Origin of the sequence: Streptomyces sp. ISL-10 (assembly GCF_018614575.1) — a bacterium.
Taxonomy (GTDB): Bacteria; Actinomycetota; Actinomycetes; order Streptomycetales; family Streptomycetaceae; genus Streptomyces.
Genome location: NZ_JAGGOJ010000026.1, coordinates 80,441 through 100,588, shown reverse-complemented (window position 1 = coordinate 100,588; position 20,148 = coordinate 80,441). Strand labels below are relative to the sequence as shown.

At 68.1% G+C, this 20,148-nt stretch carries 18 protein-coding genes and 5 pseudogenes; 11 read left to right on the top strand and 12 right to left on the bottom strand.

What is annotated here, in order from left to right; genetic code table 11:
• Window positions 1–640: 640 nt before the first annotated feature.
• The 3 genes from J7E88_RS27095 (at window position 641) to J7E88_RS27085 (ending at window position 2,793) form a co-directional block, all read left to right on the top strand.
• Window positions 641–1,753: a DUF6183 family protein gene (locus J7E88_RS27095; RefSeq protein ID WP_215185586.1), complete on the top strand. Its 1,113-nt coding sequence runs from the start codon at window positions 641–643 to the stop codon at window positions 1,751–1,753.
• A gap of 217 nt (window positions 1,754–1,970) precedes the next feature.
• Window positions 1,971–2,633, top strand: coding sequence for an endonuclease domain-containing protein (locus J7E88_RS27090; RefSeq protein ID WP_251023267.1), 663 nt, complete (start codon window positions 1,971–1,973; stop codon window positions 2,631–2,633).
• Window positions 2,634–2,637: 4 nt separating this feature from the next.
• Window positions 2,638–2,793, top strand: coding sequence for a hypothetical protein (locus J7E88_RS27085; protein ID WP_215185584.1), 156 nt, complete (start codon window positions 2,638–2,640; stop codon window positions 2,791–2,793).
• Window positions 2,794–2,800: 7 nt separating this feature from the next.
• Here the strand turns inward: J7E88_RS27085 and J7E88_RS27080 are convergent, their stop codons facing one another.
• The 3 genes from J7E88_RS27080 to J7E88_RS27070 form a co-directional block, all read right to left on the bottom strand.
• Complete coding sequence (locus tag J7E88_RS27080; RefSeq protein ID WP_215185582.1) at window positions 2,801–3,433, bottom strand: hypothetical protein; 633 nt, start codon at window positions 3,431–3,433, stop codon at window positions 2,801–2,803.
• Between the two features lie 281 nt (window positions 3,434–3,714).
• Window positions 3,715–3,945: a hypothetical protein gene (locus tag J7E88_RS27075; protein WP_215185580.1), complete on the bottom strand. Its 231-nt coding sequence runs from the start codon at window positions 3,943–3,945 to the stop codon at window positions 3,715–3,717.
• Window positions 3,942–4,517 (bottom strand): sigma-70 family RNA polymerase sigma factor, encoded by a 576-nt coding sequence (locus J7E88_RS27070; protein WP_308307625.1) that lies wholly within the window; start codon window positions 4,515–4,517, stop codon window positions 3,942–3,944. The genes J7E88_RS27075 and J7E88_RS27070 overlap by 4 nt, the downstream gene beginning before the upstream one ends.
• A 660-nt stretch (window positions 4,518–5,177) precedes the next feature.
• Between J7E88_RS27070 and J7E88_RS27065 the strand changes: the two genes are divergently transcribed.
• Window positions 5,178–5,534, top strand: coding sequence for a trypco2 family protein (locus tag J7E88_RS27065; RefSeq protein WP_215185578.1), 357 nt, complete (start codon window positions 5,178–5,180; stop codon window positions 5,532–5,534).
• Entirely contained in the window at window positions 5,534–8,878 is a 3,345-nt protein-coding gene (locus tag J7E88_RS27060) for a serine protease (protein WP_215185577.1), read from the top strand. The genes J7E88_RS27065 and J7E88_RS27060 overlap by 1 nt, the downstream gene beginning before the upstream one ends.
• A gap of 92 nt (window positions 8,879–8,970) precedes the next feature.
• Here J7E88_RS27060 and J7E88_RS36840 read toward each other — a convergent pair whose 3' ends face one another.
• Together J7E88_RS36840 and J7E88_RS27055 are read right to left on the bottom strand one after the other, a co-directional pair.
• Window positions 8,971–9,102 (bottom strand): hypothetical protein, encoded by a 132-nt coding sequence (locus tag J7E88_RS36840; RefSeq protein ID WP_285427601.1) that lies wholly within the window; start codon window positions 9,100–9,102, stop codon window positions 8,971–8,973.
• Between the two features lie 148 nt (window positions 9,103–9,250).
• Window positions 9,251–9,442 (bottom strand): DUF3846 domain-containing protein, encoded by a 192-nt coding sequence (locus tag J7E88_RS27055; protein ID WP_285427604.1) that lies wholly within the window; start codon window positions 9,440–9,442, stop codon window positions 9,251–9,253.
• 99 nt (window positions 9,443–9,541) lie between these two features.
• On the opposite strand from J7E88_RS27055, the gene J7E88_RS27050 reads away from it, so the two are divergent.
• The 4 genes and pseudogenes from J7E88_RS27050 to J7E88_RS37505 all read left to right on the top strand — a co-directional run bounded on the left by J7E88_RS27050 (window position 9,542) and on the right by J7E88_RS37505 (window position 12,989).
• On the top strand, window positions 9,542–10,036 hold the full coding sequence (locus J7E88_RS27050) for a VCBS repeat-containing protein (protein WP_215185573.1): 495 nt from the start codon (window positions 9,542–9,544) through the stop codon (window positions 10,034–10,036).
• Window positions 10,037–11,271: 1,235 nt separating this feature from the next.
• Entirely contained in the window at window positions 11,272–12,459 is a 1,188-nt protein-coding gene (locus J7E88_RS27045) for a hypothetical protein (RefSeq protein WP_308307624.1), read from the top strand.
• 313 nt (window positions 12,460–12,772) lie between these two features.
• A pseudogene (locus J7E88_RS37510) lies at window positions 12,773–12,895 on the top strand (DUF6207 family protein); the annotation flags it as partial.
• Between the two features lie 19 nt (window positions 12,896–12,914).
• On the top strand, window positions 12,915–12,989 hold the full coding sequence (locus J7E88_RS37505) for a hypothetical protein (RefSeq protein WP_374196326.1): 75 nt from the start codon (window positions 12,915–12,917) through the stop codon (window positions 12,987–12,989).
• A 1,318-nt stretch (window positions 12,990–14,307) separates the two neighbouring features.
• On the opposite strand, the gene J7E88_RS27035 is transcribed toward J7E88_RS37505, so the two are convergent.
• The 5 genes and pseudogenes from J7E88_RS27035 to J7E88_RS27020 form a co-directional block, all read right to left on the bottom strand.
• A complete protein-coding gene (locus J7E88_RS27035; RefSeq protein WP_215185569.1) occupies window positions 14,308–14,622 on the bottom strand; it encodes a hypothetical protein in 315 nt (104 codons plus the stop codon).
• Between the two features lie 850 nt (window positions 14,623–15,472).
• Window positions 15,473–15,613, bottom strand: a pseudogene (locus J7E88_RS37500) (IS481 family transposase); the annotation flags it as partial.
• 201 nt (window positions 15,614–15,814) lie between these two features.
• On the bottom strand, window positions 15,815–16,459 hold the full coding sequence (locus J7E88_RS27030) for a hypothetical protein (protein ID WP_215185567.1): 645 nt from the start codon (window positions 16,457–16,459) through the stop codon (window positions 15,815–15,817).
• 475 nt (window positions 16,460–16,934) lie between these two features.
• Window positions 16,935–17,138: pseudogene (locus tag J7E88_RS27025) on the bottom strand (WhiB family transcriptional regulator); the annotation flags it as partial.
• 156 nt (window positions 17,139–17,294) lie between these two features.
• A complete protein-coding gene (locus tag J7E88_RS27020) occupies window positions 17,295–17,909 on the bottom strand; it encodes a hypothetical protein (RefSeq protein ID WP_215185563.1) in 615 nt (204 codons plus the stop codon).
• A gap of 305 nt (window positions 17,910–18,214) precedes the next feature.
• On the opposite strand from J7E88_RS27020, the pseudogene J7E88_RS36255 reads away from it, so the two are divergent.
• A pseudogene (locus tag J7E88_RS36255) lies at window positions 18,215–18,361 on the top strand (IS5/IS1182 family transposase); the annotation flags it as partial.
• A gap of 12 nt (window positions 18,362–18,373) precedes the next feature.
• Here the strand turns inward: J7E88_RS36255 and J7E88_RS37495 are convergent.
• Window positions 18,374–18,718 carry an Imm21 family immunity protein gene (locus J7E88_RS37495; RefSeq protein WP_374196325.1) on the bottom strand — a complete coding sequence of 115 codons (345 nt, stop codon included), beginning with the start codon at window positions 18,716–18,718 and terminating at the stop codon, window positions 18,374–18,376.
• A 40-nt stretch (window positions 18,719–18,758) separates the two neighbouring features.
• On the opposite strand from J7E88_RS37495, the pseudogene J7E88_RS36250 reads away from it, so the two are divergent.
• A pseudogene (locus tag J7E88_RS36250) lies at window positions 18,759–18,939 on the top strand (DUF664 domain-containing protein); the annotation flags it as partial.
• Window positions 18,940–19,336: 397 nt separating this feature from the next.
• Here the strand turns inward: J7E88_RS36250 and J7E88_RS27005 are convergent.
• Window positions 19,337–20,110: an SDR family oxidoreductase gene (locus tag J7E88_RS27005; RefSeq protein ID WP_215185559.1), complete on the bottom strand. Its 774-nt coding sequence runs from the start codon at window positions 20,108–20,110 to the stop codon at window positions 19,337–19,339.
• Window positions 20,111–20,148 lie beyond the last annotated feature (38 nt).

Genomic DNA, 20,148 nt, shown 5'->3' with positions numbered 1-20,148 from the left:
AGCTGCCACGGAGCAAGAGATCGGGGCCCGTAAGCTTCCCGCGACTCGGGCAGACCGTGGACCCTGTCCGCTGAGCTGCAGGGTCATTGGCCTGAGGTACAGGGCTCACCTCGCCCTTGTTCGCGCACCGGCTGACCGGACATGCACGGGGACGTGACTAGCTTTCCGTGGGGTCCTGGGTTTTGTCTGCTCTATCGAGGCTGCGCGTGATGGAGATCGCTGCTGCGGGCGTGATCACGACGTAGACCAGACCCGACCACGGCCGCGGGATCCTGGACTGGACAACGCCGGCGAGAACGGCAAGAACGAGAAGCCAGGCGATCAGCAAGGGGCGTCGCGCGACATGGCGCAGAACGCTGGTGAACGTGCGCGGCCGTTGCGGACGATCGGCACTCCTCGGGCCCATGGCCGGACTGTACCCCCGCAGCCGGCCCGAAAAAGGGGGCGGTGTCGACACCGTCGCCAGCGGCATCGAGATGGTGTGCGTCGTCGGTGCGATACCGTTCCGTGCGGCGCAGGACCCGGGGCGGGATCGGCCGGTGTGACGGTCCCGCAGGTCATCCGCTCCAGGGCACGCGCCCCTGGACGAGTTCGGCCCCGTCCGGCCGCCGAATCGCGCAGGGCCATAGGGTCGATGACCGTGGATCACACCGACGACGATCTCGGGCGTCTCGTATGGGACGAGGCCGAACAGCGCGCCGCACAAGGCGACATCGCGTATGTACGCGATCTGGGCGCGGAGCTGGCCGGCCGGCGCGCGGCCGCTGCCGAGCGGGTGCGCGATTACGAGCGGCAGCTGGCCCATGTCGTGCGCGTGCTCGCGCTCACGCCCGGCCGTGACAGCCTGGCACAACTGCTCCGGATTCTCGACGCGCGGGGCATGCCCGGCACGTCCGGCCTCGGGCAGCGCTTCGTCGCCTCGCTCCTCGCGGAGCATCACCGCGTCGCCGACCTGGCGGCCGTCGTCTTCGACCGCGGCGAACGGGACCGGCTGGACGAGCTGCGCGCCTGTCTCTTCCACGAGTTGGTGCTCCGCGGCGTGAATGCGAACGACTTCCCACCGCTGCGCTCCTGGCCCCACGGCCGGCCCGGCTGGCATGCTCTGAGCTGGCTTCTCTCGCACCGGCGTGGCCTTGAGGCGGAGGCCGACTTCCCCAGTCGTTCGATACGCGGCACCGCCTCGTCGGTGCCGGGCGGGCTGCCGACCGAGGGCCGGGTGGACCCGCGCACGCCGCGTGCCACCCAGAGGTCCGCCCTGCGGGACGTCGCCACCGCTGGCGAGCGCGAGAGCATCGTGAGCGCCGTGCAGGCAGGCGAGTGGGGAGGTGGAGCGTGGGTCTTCAGGCTGAACAAGGTCATCGCACCTGCCGAGGTGCCCGCCTTGCTGCCGACCCTGCCCATGGACTGCGTCGACGGGCTCGGCCCCACAGACCGCTTCGAGATCGCGGTCCGTCCGGCGGACAAGATCTGGTGCCTGCTCTTCGCCACCGCGTCGATGGGCGGCATGCACAACTCGGGTGTGCAGGGCGCCTACGGACGGCTGTGGGCATGGCGTTCGCTCGCGGGGCTCAGCGGCGCTCCGGACGGCGCGAGCGCCGGGACGGTGGAGCGCCATGCCCGGCAGAGCACATGGTTCCACTTCGAGGCGGACGCGGACTGGTTCCACAACGACATGGGCTACGACTACGGCGTAGCGGCCCTCTCCCCCGACCAGCGCCGGATAGCCGTGCTGGCAGCAACGGACACCGACTAACCCTGAGTGCTCACCCCAGACCAGCCCTCGGTGTTCGTGTGGGCGCAAAGCTCCTGACGAGGGGCCGTTCGACGTGCCGTGATCGGCTGTGGGCTGGAGTTACGAGACACCGGCCGACGCGGCACCCTTCATGCCGCCCTCGTCCTTGTCGTTGGTGAGCTCCCACACACCTGCCGGCAACGAACGGATCGTGAAAGTCCCCTGAGGCTGACCGTGAATGTCTCCCCGTCAGCCCCAGATTGTGCTGCGCGACGCGGTGAACAACGAGGTCGAGATCGTCCGTCACGCCGATGCCTGCCTGGTGTTCACTGACCCGCTGCCCCCGCACGGGCTCACCTGGCGGCAGATGGTCGCCTGGTGGACGAAGAACCACCAGCCAGGCGCCGACGAAAAGACCGCCGCCGACGCCCTGTACCGGCGTCTGTACCGGTCGCTGGACTCAGTGCCCGAGCAACTCCTCGTGATCACCTACTGTGCCCGCTACGCCGGGGACGGCGGCTTCGACCTGCCCGCGCTGATCCCGCAGGTCTACCTCCACTACGACCCCTACACACGCAAGAGCGGCAAGCAGTCCGGCGCGCTGCACCGGCAGCGGATGGACTTCCTGCTCTTGGCCCCAGACCGCTCCCGCATCGTCATCGAGGTCGACGGAGTGCAGCACTACGGCCGGCCCAACCCGCCCGACGAGAAGGGACGGGTCACGCATACCGCGGTGCCGCGGCTGTACGCGGAGATGGTCGCCGAGGACCGCCGACTCAGGCTCGCCGGATACAAAATCTACCGCTTCGGCGGCTGGGAACTGAGCGAACCGGGCGGCAGGCAGCTCCTGGAGGATTTCTTCACCAGCCTCCTCGCACGGCGCCAGAAGCCGACCCCGTGAAGCGATGGCCTCACCGGCACAGCGGGTGAAGTCGCCTTCGCTGGTGGAGAGCAGTTCGATCTGGTCGGCGACGACGGCGGCAATGAGCAGCACGGTGAAGTCGACGTCCAGAATCAGGCCGATGACGGTGAACATCCTCGTGGCTGCGGGCAGCCAGTGAGCAACTGCTACCGGGTAAAGAATCCATCGATCACGACGGTGCGGCAGGCGATGTCAGCGCGTCGCCACCCGGTTGAGGGATCGAGGTGCAGGACCGCCGTCATGGGATCCCGGTCCTCGGCGCGCACCTTGGACTTGTCCCAGCTCGTCTGCTCCTGGGTCTCCAGAGCGGGCGTGAATCGGTACTGCCCACCGCCATACAGCAGCAGACCGTCGACCAGCGGCTGTCCATCCGCCGCCGGGTGGAGGATGCAGGCGAAAGCGATGGGCCTGTCCTTCCACCAGAAGACGCGCCGGTCAGCCGGGCTACCGGCTTGAGTCTCCTTGTTCATGGCGATAGCCGTTCCCCACGCCTGGACCACAGTGCCGCGCACTCCCAGGGCTGCGGCGAACTGGTCCAGGGCGACGGTGATCCCACCCTGCATCTCCGGACGAAGCACGTCGGCGCGGGGACCCAGATCCCGCAGCGTCCGCCGGACGGCACCGTCGTGCAGAGCAGCGGTCCTCTCCACCCGGTCCCACGTAGCCGCCGGGACCGCGCCCTGGGCTGCCAGCAGACCGACCGAGTCCTGGTGGTGCTCCACCAGCTTCCGGAAGAAGCGCCGGGTCTCTCCGCTCGCGCCGGGCAACCCCGTGCTCAACCGCGAGGCCGCAGCCCCGCTACGACGCCTGAACAGTGCCAACACCCCTCCCCCCACACTCAACTCTGCCCGCACCCACCCCTCGGAATTCTGCCGGGGCAGCGGACCCATCCGCCCGCGAATCACACACGACACGGAACCCGCCGGGCCGGCAATGGCCGTCCCTCGGGGCAGCGAGGTGGCGCACGGAAGTCCCCTGAGCGGCCCGCGTTGCGGGCCGGCGCGTGGCAGCTGACGGGAGCGGCTGCTGACCGGACCCGCAGGCGCACGGGAGCTGTGGTTTAGGGACGCCGTGTTGCTTGGGACCTTTCCCAAGGTTCCTGCGAGGTACGGCGCCGCACGCGCCGCGCGGGGCGCCGCAGCGGGTGCTGGAAGAAAATGTCGGCGGGTCCCGCGTCCAGATGCACGCTGGACGACAACGTCTCCAGTACCCCTACATCGGCGCGTTCGAGAAGGTCGTCAAGGAGTACATCGTCGCTGGTGTGCTCGGTTTCGGCGGTGTGGTCGGTCATCGCCCCTCCTTGGAAGTCAGGCCGAGGAAGCGCTTCAGGGCTGCTCGGGCGCGGGCGTAATTTTGGCGGACTGCTTCAGGAGTGATGCCAAGTGTCCTGGCGATTTCTGCGTGAGTGAAGCCGTCGAGGTGCCAGGCCATGACGTGTCGTTGCCGCGGCGGCAGTGTGGCCAGAGCGGTGTAGACGCGCTGTTCTTCCTCTTTGAGGGTGAGAGTCTCGACCGGCGAGGCGTCGCCGGGCAGATCCGGTATCAACACCGAAGGATGCTCCCGCCCCGCCATCTGGCGCAGGTAGCTACGGGTCGAGACAGTGCGCAACCAGGCATGCGGCGCGGCGATCTGCGGCCAGCGTGGGAAGACCTCTGTAAAGGCGGTATGGACGGCGTCGGCTGCCTCATGCGGGGTGGCGCCGAGTCGCATCACGAACCGAATCAGGCCAGCCGCATGACGGTAATAGAACAGCGCGAACTCTGCGCGCTGTCCCAGGAGCTGTGCTCCCTCAGTGGGCCGCCGTGGGGCGACCTTCTTGACCCGCTTGGCCCCCACACGTTCCGTGGTTTTGGATTCATCCACGACTGCCGCCCGCCCAAGGTGCGTTGATCTCGATGGTGGTCTCCTGCCCTGCCAGGCGCTCTGTCATCCGGCTTCCGGCCGGCAGTCACCGAGCGCGCTCGGTGGCGCCCTGCTGATAAAGCTGGGCCAGCCGGACAACAGTGCGGCATGTGATCCATTGGTACAGCAGACGCACTACCGCACCAGCCAGCACAGCGAACACACCGCTCAAATAAGGGTCCATGGTGGCCAGGTCTCCATCCGTCCAGCCGATCAACGGTGCGCAGCACCCGATACACCAAGTAGTGCCTCCAAAGGCTCTGGACGTGACATCTCCAGCTCAACTCGTCCAGGTCCAGGCCTTCGATGACTGCAAGGGCGGAGGACCGGGCCCTTACACCCAGGACGCCAAGACGCGGGACGGGAGCCATCCCCGGGCGGCCGTCGGCCGACGCCGCCGCACTCCGGTTGGCCGACCTGCTCATGGCCCGCCGAACAGGCGAGAAGGCCGCAATCGGGCCCAGCACCGACCGGCTGCACGCTGGACTGCTCAACGAACAGCAGCCGTGCGTTGCCGGGGACGTGAAGAGGCTGCGAGGTCGTCTCTTCTCCGTTTTCGGAGTCCGGCCTCTCTGTCGCAGGTAGATTCGCGGCGGGGCAGGAACGAAGAACTGGGGGATCATGAACGACAACGGTGCACCCGACGGCATCGAACTCGCGGACGCCGTGCAGGCAGTTCGCGACCAGCTTCTGGCGGCTTCGGCGCGCGATCCGCGAGGCGTGGCGTTCGATGTCGGAGAGATCCACATGGAGTTCGCCGTCGAACTCCGAGTTGAGCAAAAGGCGAGCGCCAAGGTACGGGCTTGGGTCGTCGATGCCGGTGCCGATGCCAGCCGCACCAGCGCGCACACCCACCGAATCTCTTTCACCCTCGTGCCTAAGGACGCTGCCACGGGTGCTGCATGGAAGGTGGGTAACGCCACGGAGGGGAGCACGGCCCACTTCGGCCGCGGCAGCGAATCACGACGTTCGAACTGATGTCGCCCGCCGACCGTGTCGTTTTGGTGAAGGGGGCCGCCCAAGGGACGGGCGTCATCGTCGGGTCCCGCCTCGTCTTGACCGCTGCCCATGTGGTGTTAGGTTTCCCGGACGACGAGCGGGAGGCGGGAACCGTCCCCTACGGGCCCCGTACAGAGCAGACGGGGCGGGAGGAGCCCCGCTTAGTGACGGCTATTCATCCCACCGCCTCGCAGTGGACTCACTGTGAGGCGCGCTGGATCGACGCGGAGCGCGATCTCGCGCTGCTCAGAACGGAAGCACCGCTGCTGGCCGCCCGGCCGATGCAGCGGCTCGGTCGGCTACGGTGGGGCACGGTCGCCACTCAACGGCCGCTGCCCGGGTGCCAGGTCATCGGATTCCCTGACGTCCAGCGCGACGCGGTGACCAGCGCCATCGAATGCGACCAGTACGTCGCGAGCGTGCTCCCGATGGCGGGGCTGCTCCGGGACAAGGTGGTTCTTCAGCTCGCCGGGGGCACGCTCGCCGAACACGACGACGCCAGCTCCCCACTCGCCGGCCTATCCGGAGCTCCCGTGTTCGCGGGCGGGGTGCTTATCGGCATCGTCACCACCGTGCCGCAGGGGCGAGCTCACAGCCGCATAGAGGCCGAGCCCGTGCGCGGCATACCCCTGGACGATGCTTACATGCCCCAGGCCGAGGCACCGCTAGGACTCGAGAAGGTGACCGACCTTCACCCTCGCGACGAGCTCTTCGAAGAACAGTACCGACGTGCCGTTGCCACTCGCTACCGCAAGATCGAGATCATCGGGATCGATGAACTGGGCACCCATGAGGCACGCTGGGAGCTCGACACCGCTTACCTCCACCTGGAAGCAGAACGGGAACGTGACCGGCGCAGCTCAGAACGGGGAGGGTCGCGTCGTATCGACAGTCTCCTCGCCTCCAGCGGAAGGCGGGTCCTGCTGCGCGGAGAGGCGGGCGCGGGGAAGACGACTCTGATGTGGTGGCTGGCCGCCCATACCGCATCCGGCACTCTGGGGCCCGAGCTCGCCGACCTCAACGAGCTCGTGCCGTTCGTCGTCCCGTTGCGGAGCCTGCGCGCACAGGGAGTTGGCTTTCCAACCCCGCGCCGCCTCGCGGACGCCGCCCGGCTCGTGGCCGACGAGGCTCCAGAAGGATGGGCCAGGCGAGTGCTGGATGCCGGTCGCGGCCTGCTCCTGGTCGACGGACTGGACGAGGTGCCACAAGAGGACCGGTCCGACGCGCGGCAGTGGCTCGGCGACCTGCTGTCCGCGTTCAAGGACCTGCGCTGCCTGGTCACTGTGCGGCCCCTGGCGGTGGAGGAGGGCTGGCTAGACTTCGTGGACTTCGGTGAACTCCGCCTGCTGCCCATGCGGGACAGCGACATCCAGGCGTTCGTCAAGGCGTGGCACAACACTGCGCGGCTGGAACGTTCGGTCTCAGCCGACGACCGGGACCGTCTCTTCGACCTAGAGCGGGAACTCCAGGAGCGGTTCGCCAGTGTTCCTACCCTACGGAACCTGGCCCGGACGCCTCTTCTGTGTGCCGTCATCTGCGCCCTGCACCGGCGACGCGGCGGACTTCTGCCCACCAGCCGAACAGCGCTATACAAGGCAGCCTTGGAAATGCTGCTGGGAGGCCGCGACAGCCAGCGGAAGATCAAATCTCCTGAGGGCGTCGAAATCACCGGCGAGGAGCAGCAGGTGCTTCTCCAACGCATCGCGGTGTGGCTGGTGCGCAACGGTCAGGCCCAGTTGTCGTACCGGCAGGCGGAGAGCCGACTGGAGCAGGTACTGCCGGGCATGCCGCGAGTAGGCGAGCAGGGTGGACCCGAGGTGATCCTGCGGCACCTGCTCAATCGCAGTGGCGTGCTTGAGGAACGCACCGAAGGCAGCATCCAGTTCATCCACCGCACCTTTCACGACTATCTCGCCGCGAAGGAGCTCCAACAAAGCGACCATCTGCCGGAACTGTTGCGTCACGCCAGTCAGGAGGAGTGGGAAGACGTCGTCGTCATGGCGATCGGGCACTGCAAGGCAGCTGAGGCGAAAACTCTGGTCGACGGGCTGCTCACCCAGGGCGACGCAGCCGAAAGCCCGGAACGTTGGCACCTGCACCTGCTGGCCGCGCACTGTGCCGCTGGCGCGGTCTACCTCGACGAGGTCACCCGTCGGGCGGTCGCCGACCGCGTCGGTGCCTTGATGCCTCCCCGCACCGCGCTGCAGGCGGCCGAGACCGCCCGCCTCGGCCCCTACGCTCTGCCGATGCTCCCCGGCCCCAGCGGTCTGGGCACGGACGAACAGCTACTGGTCATGACGACGCTCAGCAAGATCGGCACTTTGGACTGCCTGCCGCTCATGCTGGAGTACGCGCAGCAGCCCGATCCCCGTATCCGCCAGTTCGCCGCCTCGACCTGGGGGGATTTCCCTGTGGAGGCGTACGCCCGCGACGTGCTGTCGCGGATTCGTCACGACGACCTACGGATTCCCGTGAACCGGGCACATCTGCTCAGGCACCTCCACCGGCTCGGGAAACTGGCCGAAGTGGTCCTCAGCGGAGCCTTTCCTTCTGCTCAGCTGGACTTCGGCGAGGCGGACTGCCACGTGGACCGCCTCCGTGTCCGGGACAACCCTGTGCTCGGCGATCTCTCGTGGGTCCGGCAACTGCCAGCCACTCGCCATCTCGTTCTGGAACCGAGCGCTCGCGTGGCGGACATCTCCGCGCTGGCAGGCAGCGCGCTCAGGACCCTTGATGCGGACGCCTCGCTCCTCCTGGCCGAAGATCTTGAGGTCGTACCCCTGATTCCGGACCTGCGTGAGCTCCGCCTGCGCGGCCTCCCGCCCGGACTGCGCGCCGACCTGCCGCCCCGGCATCCGGCGGTTGCCCGCCTTCTCGTCGACAGTCCAGACCTTCAGGTGGACACACTTCACAGGTGGACCGGTCTACGAGCGCTCACGATCGTCGCACCGATCTCCATGCCCGAACTGCTGCACCAGTTGCGCGCACTGCCTCGCCTTCGCACCGTGCAGCTGCCGCTTCCACGCCCCGCCATCGACCTCGTGGGCACCGCCCCCGTACCCAGTATCGAGGCGCTGACGATCCCCCGCCTCCAGGACGGCTCGGAGCTGGCTGCACTGCCCCTCTGCTTCCCGGGTCTGAAACGGCTCACCCTGCACGTGGACGCAACGGCCCCAGACACCGTGAACCTCACGCCCCTGAACGCGTTACCGGATCTGACCCTGACCGTTCGGCTCCCGGAAGGCACACCCGCTCTGCGGGGATCCGATCGATTCCACGGCCGACTGCACATGCATGCTGTCACGACAGCGGACACTGGGTGAGTGCGCCGCACACAAGGGCAAGTAGCGGCCGTACGCGTCCTTTATCTGATCGTGCTCCCCGTCCAGCGCCTGACGCTCTACAACGTCGGGCGTCAGTGCCCGTGCTCGCCTGGCCTGCAGCCCGCGTCGTCGGGGTCGAGGGCGGGCGTGAGCAGCACGCGGCCGAGGAAGAGCCGGGCGTCGTCGTCGCCGTACGGCTCGGCGTATCCGAGGGTGTCCAGCACGCGGGCAGTGTTGGGTCGCCATGTTCACCGGCTCGCCGGCGAGTTCGGCGGTGGAGGTGACCGACATGCTGAGCTCCTTCTCGCAAGGGGTGGGTGTTCTCGGCCGCGGCGTGGGCGCCACTCCCCCAGCCGCCGGGGGCCGGAGCTGTCAGAGCTCTTCGAGGCTGGTCAGCAGCGCCAGGATCTTGTCCTTGCTGAGCGCCAGCGTCTCGCCCTCGGCGTCCGCGCCGCCGGTCACCAGTACGGGGCCGTGGTAGTCCTGGAAGGTGAAGCCGAAGCGGACCGCCAGCAGCGTTGCCACCTTGTTGACCGGGTGGTTGTAGAGCCCTTCGTCGTCCAGCCACAGGAGATCTCCGGCTACAAGGCAGTGTTCACATGCAAGACGGGCATTGAGTATCAGCGCGCTCCGGAGTTCGTCGTATCGACGGACGCAGCCGACATGACCACTGCGTACCGCGGATACGCGTACGTTCCCTCGGGCGGTGACCTGGCCGAGGGCCTCGTCGCCCGGGACAGCGTCGGCAACCTCTGGTACTACGACCGGCAGTTCGCATACGGCAAGCCGTACGCAACACGCGCGAAGGTCGGAGGAGGCTGGCAGATCTACAACCAGCTCACCGCGGGCGCCGACCTCAACGGGGACGGCAGGCCCGACCTCCTCGCCCGCGACACCTCCGGAGTGCTCTGGCTGTACAAGGGCACCGGCAGCGCCACCGCCCCGTACGCAACCCGGGTCAAGGTCGGCGCGGGCTGGCAGATCTACAACCAGCTGTCCCTCACCGGTGACCTGACCGACGACGGCAAGGCCGACGCCATCGCCCGCGACACCTCAGGTGTCCTGTGGCTGTACAAAGGCACCGGCAGCACCACCGCCCCCTTCACCACCCGCACCAAGATCGGCAGCGGCTGGAGCATCTACAACTCCGTCCTCTGACCAAGCCTTCCCTGCCTTACGCTCGCTCACATCCTCCAGGGGCAGCGTCTCGATGTTCGCTAGCTGTCCTTTGTCGCGGTAGTGGGGCCGGTAGGCAGCGTGACGGGTGACAGCGCCGGTTCGTCGGCGTGGGTCATGGGGCGGCCCCGGTGCGGGGCCGGGGCCGCGGTAGTGGTCCGCGGTCGCGGAGGGCGGCTCCGTCGTCGGCTTCCTGTTCGCGTCCGGCGGTGCGGCAGATGCCGAGGAAGCCGTCTGCGGGATGCCCTGGTTGATCGCCGCGTGAAGGTGCGGGACGAGCCTGAAGGTGCTGTCAAGTATCCAGGCCTCGCGCAGTGCGCTCGGCCGACCGGACCCCGCCCGGAGGCAGCCCCCGCCGACAAGGCGCCACACGACGGCCAGGACCTTCGTGCCGATGCGCGGGGCCTCCGTCATGAGGATGACGGAGGCGCGGTCGTCGCCCGTCGACGCCTTGTCCACGACCGGGACGCCGATCCCGGAGAGTCCACGGCCGGTCCGGATCTGCTCCAGCCACGCCGCGACCGTCCGCGGAAGGACCGCGGACACGTCATGCAGCTGCGGGTCATGTCCCCATCACTTACACCACCACTGCGGGCGCCGTGACGGCGTATGGGCACCTGTTCTAGACCGCTCTGGCCCCATTACCCGGCGGGGGATGGGGCCAGAGCGTGCGCATGTTCATAGTACTGATGAGCGGCAGAAGCCTACAGACACGACGAGCCGCCGGTTACCGTTTCAAACACATATCCCGGACATCTGCTGACCGTACTCCGCAGCTGGATGCCCCAGCTCCAACCGCGCAGCAGGTCTGATCGGGAGTTACACCGAACGAACGGTGTGACCAGGGTGGTTTGGTTACTGGCAGGCAGCTGAGAGGCAGCCATCGAAGGTAATGCCGAAGGCGTTCAGCTATCCGTCGGACCCTGGCACCCATTCCGCCGCACTCCACGCGGAAGGGGCGCAGTGCTCGGGGCGGTCCGTCTGAGCCGTGCCTGAGAGCCGGTGTGCCCGGTTCCGCCCCCGTGGCTGCTCCGCGCTGATCGCGCGGTCTAGATGTCTGGGTCTCAGCTGAGTCTCCACAGAGCCCGTCGCATGTTCTGACCTGCGGTTTTCGTGATCACTTCGTGCTTGTGCCGTCGACTTGGGCCTAGGAGCATGCGTAGTCGCAAACATGCACAAGGGGTGGGAATTTGAAGACCGTCGGACGCTGGAGAGTCGTGCTCGCACTGCTCCCGACACTCGTCGGCGCGGGCGCATGCCAGGCAGGAGACAAGGAGCGGGCGTCGGGGGAGGCGGTCTACGGCCGGCCGCTGGCCCAGCAGTTCCACGCGGCCCAGCAGGCCACACGCGAGGCGGGCACCGCCGGGTTCGTCGCGACGCTGACGTACAGGAGCGCCGCCGGCGACGCGGTGCACACGACCATTGGCAGCCAGGACTACGCCGCAGGATCCGCCCGGGTGTCGTCCACCCTCCGGGTCCCCGCGGACTTCCCGGAGCCTGCCGCCGAGTTCCTCGCGGAGCCGGGCACGACAGCCCGGCAGACTCTGGCAACCGTCGGCGGCGATGTGTACGTCAAGGAGGACGCCGCCGAGTGGCTGCGTTTCACTCCCGAGGCGGTCAACGAGTTCGGTGACGCGACGAGCGCATTGTCCGTGCACGCGGCCGGGGACGCGGCGCCCTACAGCGGCACGCTCGCCGACCTCGTCACGCGCGCGGTCCCCCGCGAGAAGCCGAAGCGCGACGCGGACGGCAATCACGTCTACCGGGTCACCGTGCTCCCCGAGTTCGCGGCCGAGCTGCTGCCGTGGAGGGCCCGGGCGACTGGGAAGGCCGGCATGGGAACGGAGCCTGTCGATATGACGGTCACGCTGGATGCCGAAGGACGCCTGGCCCGGGCCGACGCCGATCTCGACCCGCTTTTGTCGCACATGGACCTGATCGGTGTCACCGGTCTGCAGGCGTCGTACCAGCTCTCGGCGTTCGGCGAACCGTATGCGCACCCCATGCCGGGCGAGGACGGCGTGCGGGTCGAGGACGCCAGGAAGGTGCTCGCGCTCACGGGCACGCTGAAGGGCGGGCAGTGTGCCGCCATGGAAGCAGCCCTCGGCACCCGGGCCGTCGTGCGTCCCGTCGACTGCGCGAAGGCGCACGACATGAGGGTGTTCGCCCAGGTCGCCGTGGACCGGACCGTGCCGGGGAAGACAGCGGTCAAAAGTGGCCTCGACTATGCCCGTGAGGAGTGCGAGCGCGAGGCTGCGGCTGCTCCCAAGGAGTGGCTCGCCGACAGCCGTCGCGGGGTCGAGTGGGCCGTCACCGGCAGATCCGACGAGCGATCCTCAACCGGCGGCGGCCGGACGGACACGACCGTGACGGGCGCCTACACCTGCTACGTCCCCACTTCCTGACTCCAAGGCGCGGGCGGGCGGCGCCCCTGCTCACCATCGACGCGGTGCCACTGCTGCGTGTTCCGGACCGCGTGGCCTGGGAGGAACAAGGCGGCTGGCCGGCCAACAGGGCAGGCCTCCGACGACGGGCCGGTGAAGGGCGCGGTGAACGCCACCGGGCTCGAAGCGCTGGAGGTCTTCGCCGACGGATCGTGCGAGGAGACCATCGTCCACGACATGCCGTCGCCGTCGCCTGGAGCATTCGCCTCGCCCCGTTCGGGTGGGGGACGGCTCCGGCCGGAACCACGGCCGGAGCGCTGACCTCGGTCACAGCATGAAACCCTTCGAGGACCTGCACATCAGCGAACCCGGACTCATCGTCATCGAGGTAGCAGCCGCCGACGAACCCACGGCGCTCGCCGCGATCGAGGAGATCGGCACCAGGGCGCACCTCCGGCCCGTCGACCCCCTGGCGCGTGCCGGGCGAGCCAGGCGTCCGGGTGCGCGCGTACGCCGACACCCGGACCGACCCTCGTGCGGATGACGACTGACCATGGGAGCGGGTGCCGCTTCGAACCCCTCACCGCCGACGGAGCCCACCAGCTCCTCACCACCGCGCGCACCAGGGGGGCGGGCTCACGGTGCCTACCAAAACCCGGGCATCCGAATGCCTCATCGCCCTTCCCACCTGCCGCCTCCACTTACTTGGCACCCACACAGCGCAGCATCGTCATACCGCACCAAGCTGGCGAAATTCATGTGTGGCGCGGGGGAACAAGGACGAGAGGATGTTCGACTGCAGCTCTCCATCAAGGGAAGATGCGAGGAAGCGCGTGCAGGACACGTAGAAATGCTCCCATCGGTCGCCGCGCGCCTCGTTCACCATGACGGTCCATTGGTCCGGCTCAAGGCCTGGCCGAACAAGCCAGTAGAGGCATTCTCCGTTGTCCGTGGTCGCCCATGGGATGCCACGGGACCCCTCCACCTCCAGTTCCGCCGGCTTCTCGTGATGATGCTGGTCCTGTGCGCTGTGGGAGCCTACGTCGTCTGGCAGCACCTGGGGGGCAAGTGGCCCGCTCATGACGGCACTCACCATTATGGGCGCGCTCGCGGCGGTCGTGGGAGCCGCTGGGGCGGTGGCCGCCGTACTGAGCTTTGTGCGCAACAGGTGAGTTCAGGAATGGAACGCACGTGGGCCCGCACCCTCTCGGTGTGGGCCCTGCTCATGCCTCCGTTGACCGAACTGCTCACCGGCCGAAGCGAACGGCGTCCTGCAGCTCCAGACCCTCGGGGCGGCGCGGGCCGGCGTGCACCTGGCCGCCACCCTGGTGTAGTGGTTCGCTTCCAGGGCCGTGATCCGTACCCGTGAGACGAAGCCGAACTGCACACGCTTCTTGAACGCACGACCGCCCACCAGTTCAGGTCGGCGATGGCCGCGCCACCGACAATGGGGGTACGGGTCACGAGGTCGACTGCGCTCCCACCACCCAGCGTTGGCCTCGCAGGCCGGTCGGCGGGCCGCGAGCGACGCGGCCACCGACCGGGAGTGGGCTGCGCGGGTGCTATTTGTCAAATAGCGGCTCCCCCAACATCGCGAGCACCAATGTGACCGAAAAATAGAGGAGGAGAGACGCAGCGACTATTATCACAGCCGCTTTGAGGATCCTGCGATCCTCCTCTCGTTTGGCCGCATAGTGCCGCCATCTGAGTTCTTCTTGTTCGGCTCGGTATCTCTGCTGCTGCCAGGCGATTCCGAGCGATATCGATTGCGGATCTGTGTGGTTGAAGTGGATTCCGTCGGCGTTGTACTGCGGCCCGTACACATGCTGACCGTGCTGGTCGAAGTGGGGCCCAGGGTTGTACTGGCCGTCAGACACCCAGGACGCCCGTGCCGCGGAGGAAGGCTCCGGCCACTTCGGCCAGGGCGCCGCCCATGGCACGCACTCGTGCCAGCCGCTCTTGCGCCATGCCGGTGTCGCCGGCCTGGATGTCTGCGCCTGCCGCTTCCAGCTCTCCTATCACCTGCTGCCGCGTAGGCTCGTCCAGTTCGATCTCCTGGACCCTGCTCAGCGCAACGCCTAGCTCCCGGACCACGGCTTGCTGGTCGACCTGGTTGATGTTGATCGTGTCGGCGTTGTGCTGAGGTCCGCTGACATGCTGGCCTTGCTGGTTGAAGGTCGCCATGCAGGCATGATGCCCGGCCTTGACTGTCTAGTGAAGGCGTTTGCAGAAATCCTGGCACGTGGCCCGGAAGATGGCTTGGTCAGGTGTGTGCTAGGAACTTAACGACGGCCGAGACCGTAGCAATCGTCATGAAGATGGCGAAGATGATAGCTGGTACTAAGCAGCAGCACGTGATGTTGAAGCAGCCATTCTCCGGATCGGGAATGAACTCGCCCTGCGCCCTCCGGTAGGCCCGCTCGATTTCCCACTCGCTGGGCCCCTGCCCCCCGTAAGTCATGCTCCACGAGTGTAGTTGCCCCCGCGTTCGTCCGAGAAGGCGATTCGTGACCGCCTGCGGTGGAACGGGCGTGAGGTGGAGGGGGCCGGAAACATAATCCTGGCCCTCGCTCGCCGCCTCCTCGATGTTCTGGGGCCCTCATCCGCGTCCGACGCCAATGGGCAGCCTAATACTCCAGCCGTAGATCGTGATCTTGCTGGTCAGAGCTGGTGCGGAGATGGCTGCGGCCACCGTTCTTCGTCCGCATGGTCGCCAAGCGGCCGGACAGCCCCGGCCAGCCATGGGAGTTCGTCGGCGACCCCGACGTGGTGGCAGCCACGACCTGCATTCCGACCCACATGTGGGAAGAGTTGCCCCTGGAGGTCGCCGCGACCGTCGCCTTCATGCGGACCTGCCGCTCCCGGCTGGAGGAGCCCGACGCCGAGGCGTACGGCCGGCACGAGGGCGTGAACGGCATCCGAACACGCCAAGGAACTCTTCCCCGCCGCGCTGGCGTCCGGGTACGTCGACGCGAAGGGCTGCGAGGCCTGCCCCACCGGCCATCTATGCACCCGCTCCGCCGCGTGACGGCCGCTAGTTGTATTGACTTGAAGCGTTGTTCACGCGCCTGATCGGTGGTTGGCCTCCGAGTGCGGTGTGGCACCGGTGATGGTTGTAGCTGTGCAGGAAGATATCCAGTGCGGCGGTGCGCCGGTGGTTGCTGGTGTAGGGCCGGGACCGGACCGGGGGCGCCGCCTGGCGTGGACACCTCTTGCTCGCTGCTGGGTTCTGGGCTGCGGCTATGTGCTCCTCACTGCGTCGATGAAGGCGTCGAGCCTGTCCCGCCGCCGCCCGCTGGGCGAAGACGCCACGTTCGTCGCTGCTCTTCCGTGGGCCGTCACAGCTCCTGTTCCGGCGCACGACGACGGGCAGAGGCTACCTGGTGGCGTCAGCGAGCTTGGCCAGCTGCGTGTCCACCGCATCCTGTGGGAACACGGCAGGATCGCTGTCCTTGGTGTTCGTCGACTGGAACGTGAGGAGTGTTGCGCCCGCCCTCACCACGGTCACCGTCACCGGCACCTTCAACGGTTTCTTCCCCTTTGACGAGAGCACCTGGAGCAGGTGGAAGGCAGCGGACCCGTTCCCGAGGCCGGGATCCTGCATCTGCGTGACATCCTCGTAGGCGAAGCCGTACGCCGGGGTGAACGCTCTACAGGAGTCCAGCGCTGTGTGCAGCGCGGGGATGATTGCGGCGGCCTGGTCGGGCGGGTACGAGGCCAACATCATGGAACCGCCATGGTCCCCCTCGGCGGAGCTGATCACCTGCTTGACGCGGGCCTTTGGCGGAAACGGGCTTGACATGCCGACTGCGTCCGCAACTGCCTGACACGAAGAGGGATCTACGAGCGTGATGTCAGCCGAGACGGGGCCGGGCAGCGCATCGAAAGTCCGTCCGGGAAGATCCTTCTCCGTGACGACGGCTCGCTCCAGGTCCTGTTGGCCCAGCACCTTGCCGTCCGCAGCCGCCCCGGACGTGCGCCCATCGCCCCCGCAGCCCGTCACGAACAGTGCTGCCGCCACGCACGCCACCGCTGTCAGCGCCTGCCGTCCACGCCCTGGTGCTGGACGTCTTCGCCTCGACCCCACAGTCCCACCCCTCAGAGAAAGATCGCCAAGAGCCGTGAGTAAACGCTCGCTCCCCTGACTCCGTCAAGCATCCGGAGCCGCAGCGGGCCCGTGACCGGGATTCAGCCCGAGCTGCGGAGCAACAGGCAGTGCGCAGGCGGGTGTCGGTCGGCGCGTGGAATCGTTGATCCCACGGACACACCACGGCCCAGGAAGGACGCCGATGACCGGTAGCGAGACCTTCGGACACGAGCCGGTCCCCTCCACGATCTACGGCCAGGTTGTAGCGGTGTGTGCTCGGTGCCGCTGGAAGCAGCCTCGCGTCCTCGCCCGGGGCGGCCAGTGGCCCGAATCACTACCTGTGCCGTGGCCGTGCACCTCCTCGTTCGTCCTGGGCCTCGTCCAGCGCCACCCCATCCGCTGAGGGCCCGACATGGGGTTTGCGGCGTAGCAGGGTCCAGCGCTCGCGCTCGGTCATGCCGCCCCACACGCCCCACTCAACGCGGTTGTCGAGGGCGTCGGCCAGGCACTCGGTGCGCACCGGGCAACCCGTGCAGACCGCCTTGGCCCGGTTCTGCCCGGTGCTGTCCGCGAACAGCTCGTCCGGGTCGGCGCCGTGGCAGGCCGCGTCCATCGCTCCAGTGGGCCCTCGAACTCGTCATGTCTTCCCTCCCCCGTCGCTGCTCGGCGACAACTCTGAGCCTGTTTCGCAGGTCACGACCGCTGCGGTGCGGCTCATGGTGGCCGGGCGGCGCCCCGGATACTGGCGGCCGCTCGTTCCGTGGCGTGGTCATCTTCTGCGCCGCCAGGGCTGCCACCACGGCGCCTTCGCGGGCGGCGGCGGATCGGGCTCGAACAACGGCGGGAACTGCTCGCACAGCGGCATCCTCTGCAGGGCCTCGGCGGCGGCGCGTTCCTCCTCCTTGCGCCGCTGGTCCTCCTGCGCGCGCCTGTCCCGCTCTGCCTGATCGGCTGCGACCTGCGCTGCGATCGCACGGCGCTTCTCCTGCTCGGCCTCTCGGCGGGACCGGGTCGCCTCTACCCGCTCGGCCTGAAGCCGGGCCTGGAGCCGGGCCGCCCGCTCCTGCGCGGCCTGCTCGTAGGCGAGGAAACGCTCGTGTTCCTCGCGGTGTACGCGCCGGGCCGGGGTGAGCAGCTCCCCGGAGGGGAGGTCTACATCGCAGTGCTCCAGTGCGCCGGCCGCGACGTAGCAGGCGGGGAAGTTCTTGTGCGGCGGAAGGTTGTAGGCGGTGACCTCCCAGAGTCGCTCGCCCGGCAGGGCGGGTGTGGGGTAGAAGCGGGCCGTCGCGGTCCCGACCATCTGCGCTGTCGGATCGAACCACAGCGGGATCACGCCGTCCTTCAGCATGTTTTGGTGCAGCCCGCCCAGCTGGACCGCTGCCACCCAGCCAGAATCGCTCCAGGCGAGGTCCTTGCGGCGGCGCTGCCCGGCGGTGGCGGGCCTCCACTGGGGGCCGTGGTGGGCGGGCCTTCCAGACGGTTGCGGTGAGCGGGGAGTACTGGACCTCGAAGGCCACCTTGGTCCTGCCATTGGGGGCGACGGCCAGCACATCGGGGCGCCGCCAGCCGTCCGGCATGGTGATGGGGGTGTCATCGATGTGCAGAGTCCAGTCCCGCAGGCTCGGGTGGGTCTGTGCCCAGCGGCGCAGGACGTCCTTCGCGCTCAGGTGCCACAGCTTCTCCGGGCCCTTCGGCTGGCTCATGCACCACCGACGCCTCGCCCGCGACTACGAAACCCACCCCCACCGATCAGAAGCCGTGATCAAGATGGCGATGGTCGACCTGATAAGCCGCAGGCTCACCCGTGACCCAACCCCGAACTGGCGCGGAGCGTGACTGAAGCAGGTGCTACGTCAACGGAGCCAGCTGGACCAAGGAGAAGGAAGTCCTGGGGGTTGGTGTCACCTGCGCGGCCCGCACCAAGTACGGTCCAGGCGGGATGTCCACTCGCACATGGTTGTGCGGCTCCAACTCAGCACCTGGCCAGGCCGAATCGAAGAGCACACCAGGGGCCTGGCACGTCCCAGACGTGCGATTCCTTCCGCACCGCATCGCTGAGGGCGGCATCGATGCTGCCCAGCAGTTCCTGCTCCGAATCGGCGCCGCACTCCAGCGCACGAACGCAAGGAGATCTGGGAGAAAGGCAGTGGAGGCAGGCTCGTCACCGAGTACCAGCGCATGCGACTGGCGCATTACGCGGATCGGTGATCTGGCCACCGTACCTGAGCGTCAGGTGCTGGAAGGCTGGCTGAATTGGCATCGCGAGACCTTGCTGGCCAAGTGCGCGGGGCTGGAGCCAGCCCAACTGGCGCGGACCACCGTGGAACCGTCGAACCTCACCTTGCTGGGACTGGTCCGTCACATGGCGGAGGTAGAGCGGTCGTGGTTCCGGCGGCGCTTCGCGGGTGAGGGTATCGGGAATGTCTTCACTGACCCGGGAGACGGCGATGAGGGCATCGAGGGAGTCCACGAGGTGTACGCGGAACGGGACTTCGAGAGGTTCCGGGGCCGAGGTCGCCTCGTGCGAGGCAGCGGCAGCCCCACTGCGTGCTGCCAGAAGCCGGCGCCGACCAGGTCGAGATTTCCCCTCTCGACCTGCCACAGACCCATCGTCTGACCTGCGGTGTAGGACGTAAAGCCGTTCGGCGGGGCGATGGGGGGTTTCGAAGCTGCCGTTGGTGAAGGCGGTGGTGGCCCGGGCTGCCACCGTGCGGGCCGAGTGGCGCTGTGAGCAGGGGATGCCGCAGCGGCACCGACACCCGCAAGCAGACCAGCCGCGGCGAGGTCACCGAAGGGTGTCCCGGGCCCGTCTCAGACGTCCGCAGGGGCTCGTCGGGCCCGGGCCAGCCGGGTGGCGACCAGATGGCGCGGCAGGTGTCGTACGGCCTGCGCGTACGCCTTGTACCGCCAGCCGGTGATGCTCACCGGCCGCCGCCGGGCCAGGTCCTTGAGCGCTTGGGCGACCACGTCGTCGGGGTTGAGCCACACTGCGTCGCGTAGCGCGCTCACGTCCATTCCGGCTCGTTCCTGGAATTCGGTACGGGTGAACCCGGGCACCACGGCCAGCACGCGGACCCCGTACGGGGCGAGATCGACCCGCAGCGACTCGCTGAACGATGTCACCCACGACTTGGCGGCTCCGTAGGTGCCGGCGGGCAGTAGCCCGGCCACTGAGGAGACGTTGAGGATCGCCCCCCGGCGCCGCTCACGCATGCCCGGAACCGCCGCGTGCGTGAGCCGCAACGGCACTCGCACCAGCAGGTCGAGCATCCGTTCCTCGTCCTCGATGGTGCTGTGCGGGAAGGGTGCCGCCAGCCCGAAGCCCGCGTTGTTGACGAGCATGTCCACGGGCCGGCCCGCATCGGCAAGCCGGTCGGCGACCGTCCGGAGCCCTGCCGGTTCGAGCAGGTCCGCCGGGAGGCTGTCCGCAGCGACGGCGTAGACCGTGCGTACGTGCTCCGCGGTTGCCTCCAATCGCTCCTTGTCGCGGGCGACCAGGACGAGATCGCAGCCCTTGGCAGCGAAGCCGCGGGCGAACGCGGCGCCCAGGCCGGCGCTGGCACCAGTGATCAGAACGGTAGTCACAACATGATCGCTTTCGGTGGAAGGAACGGGAGAACGGG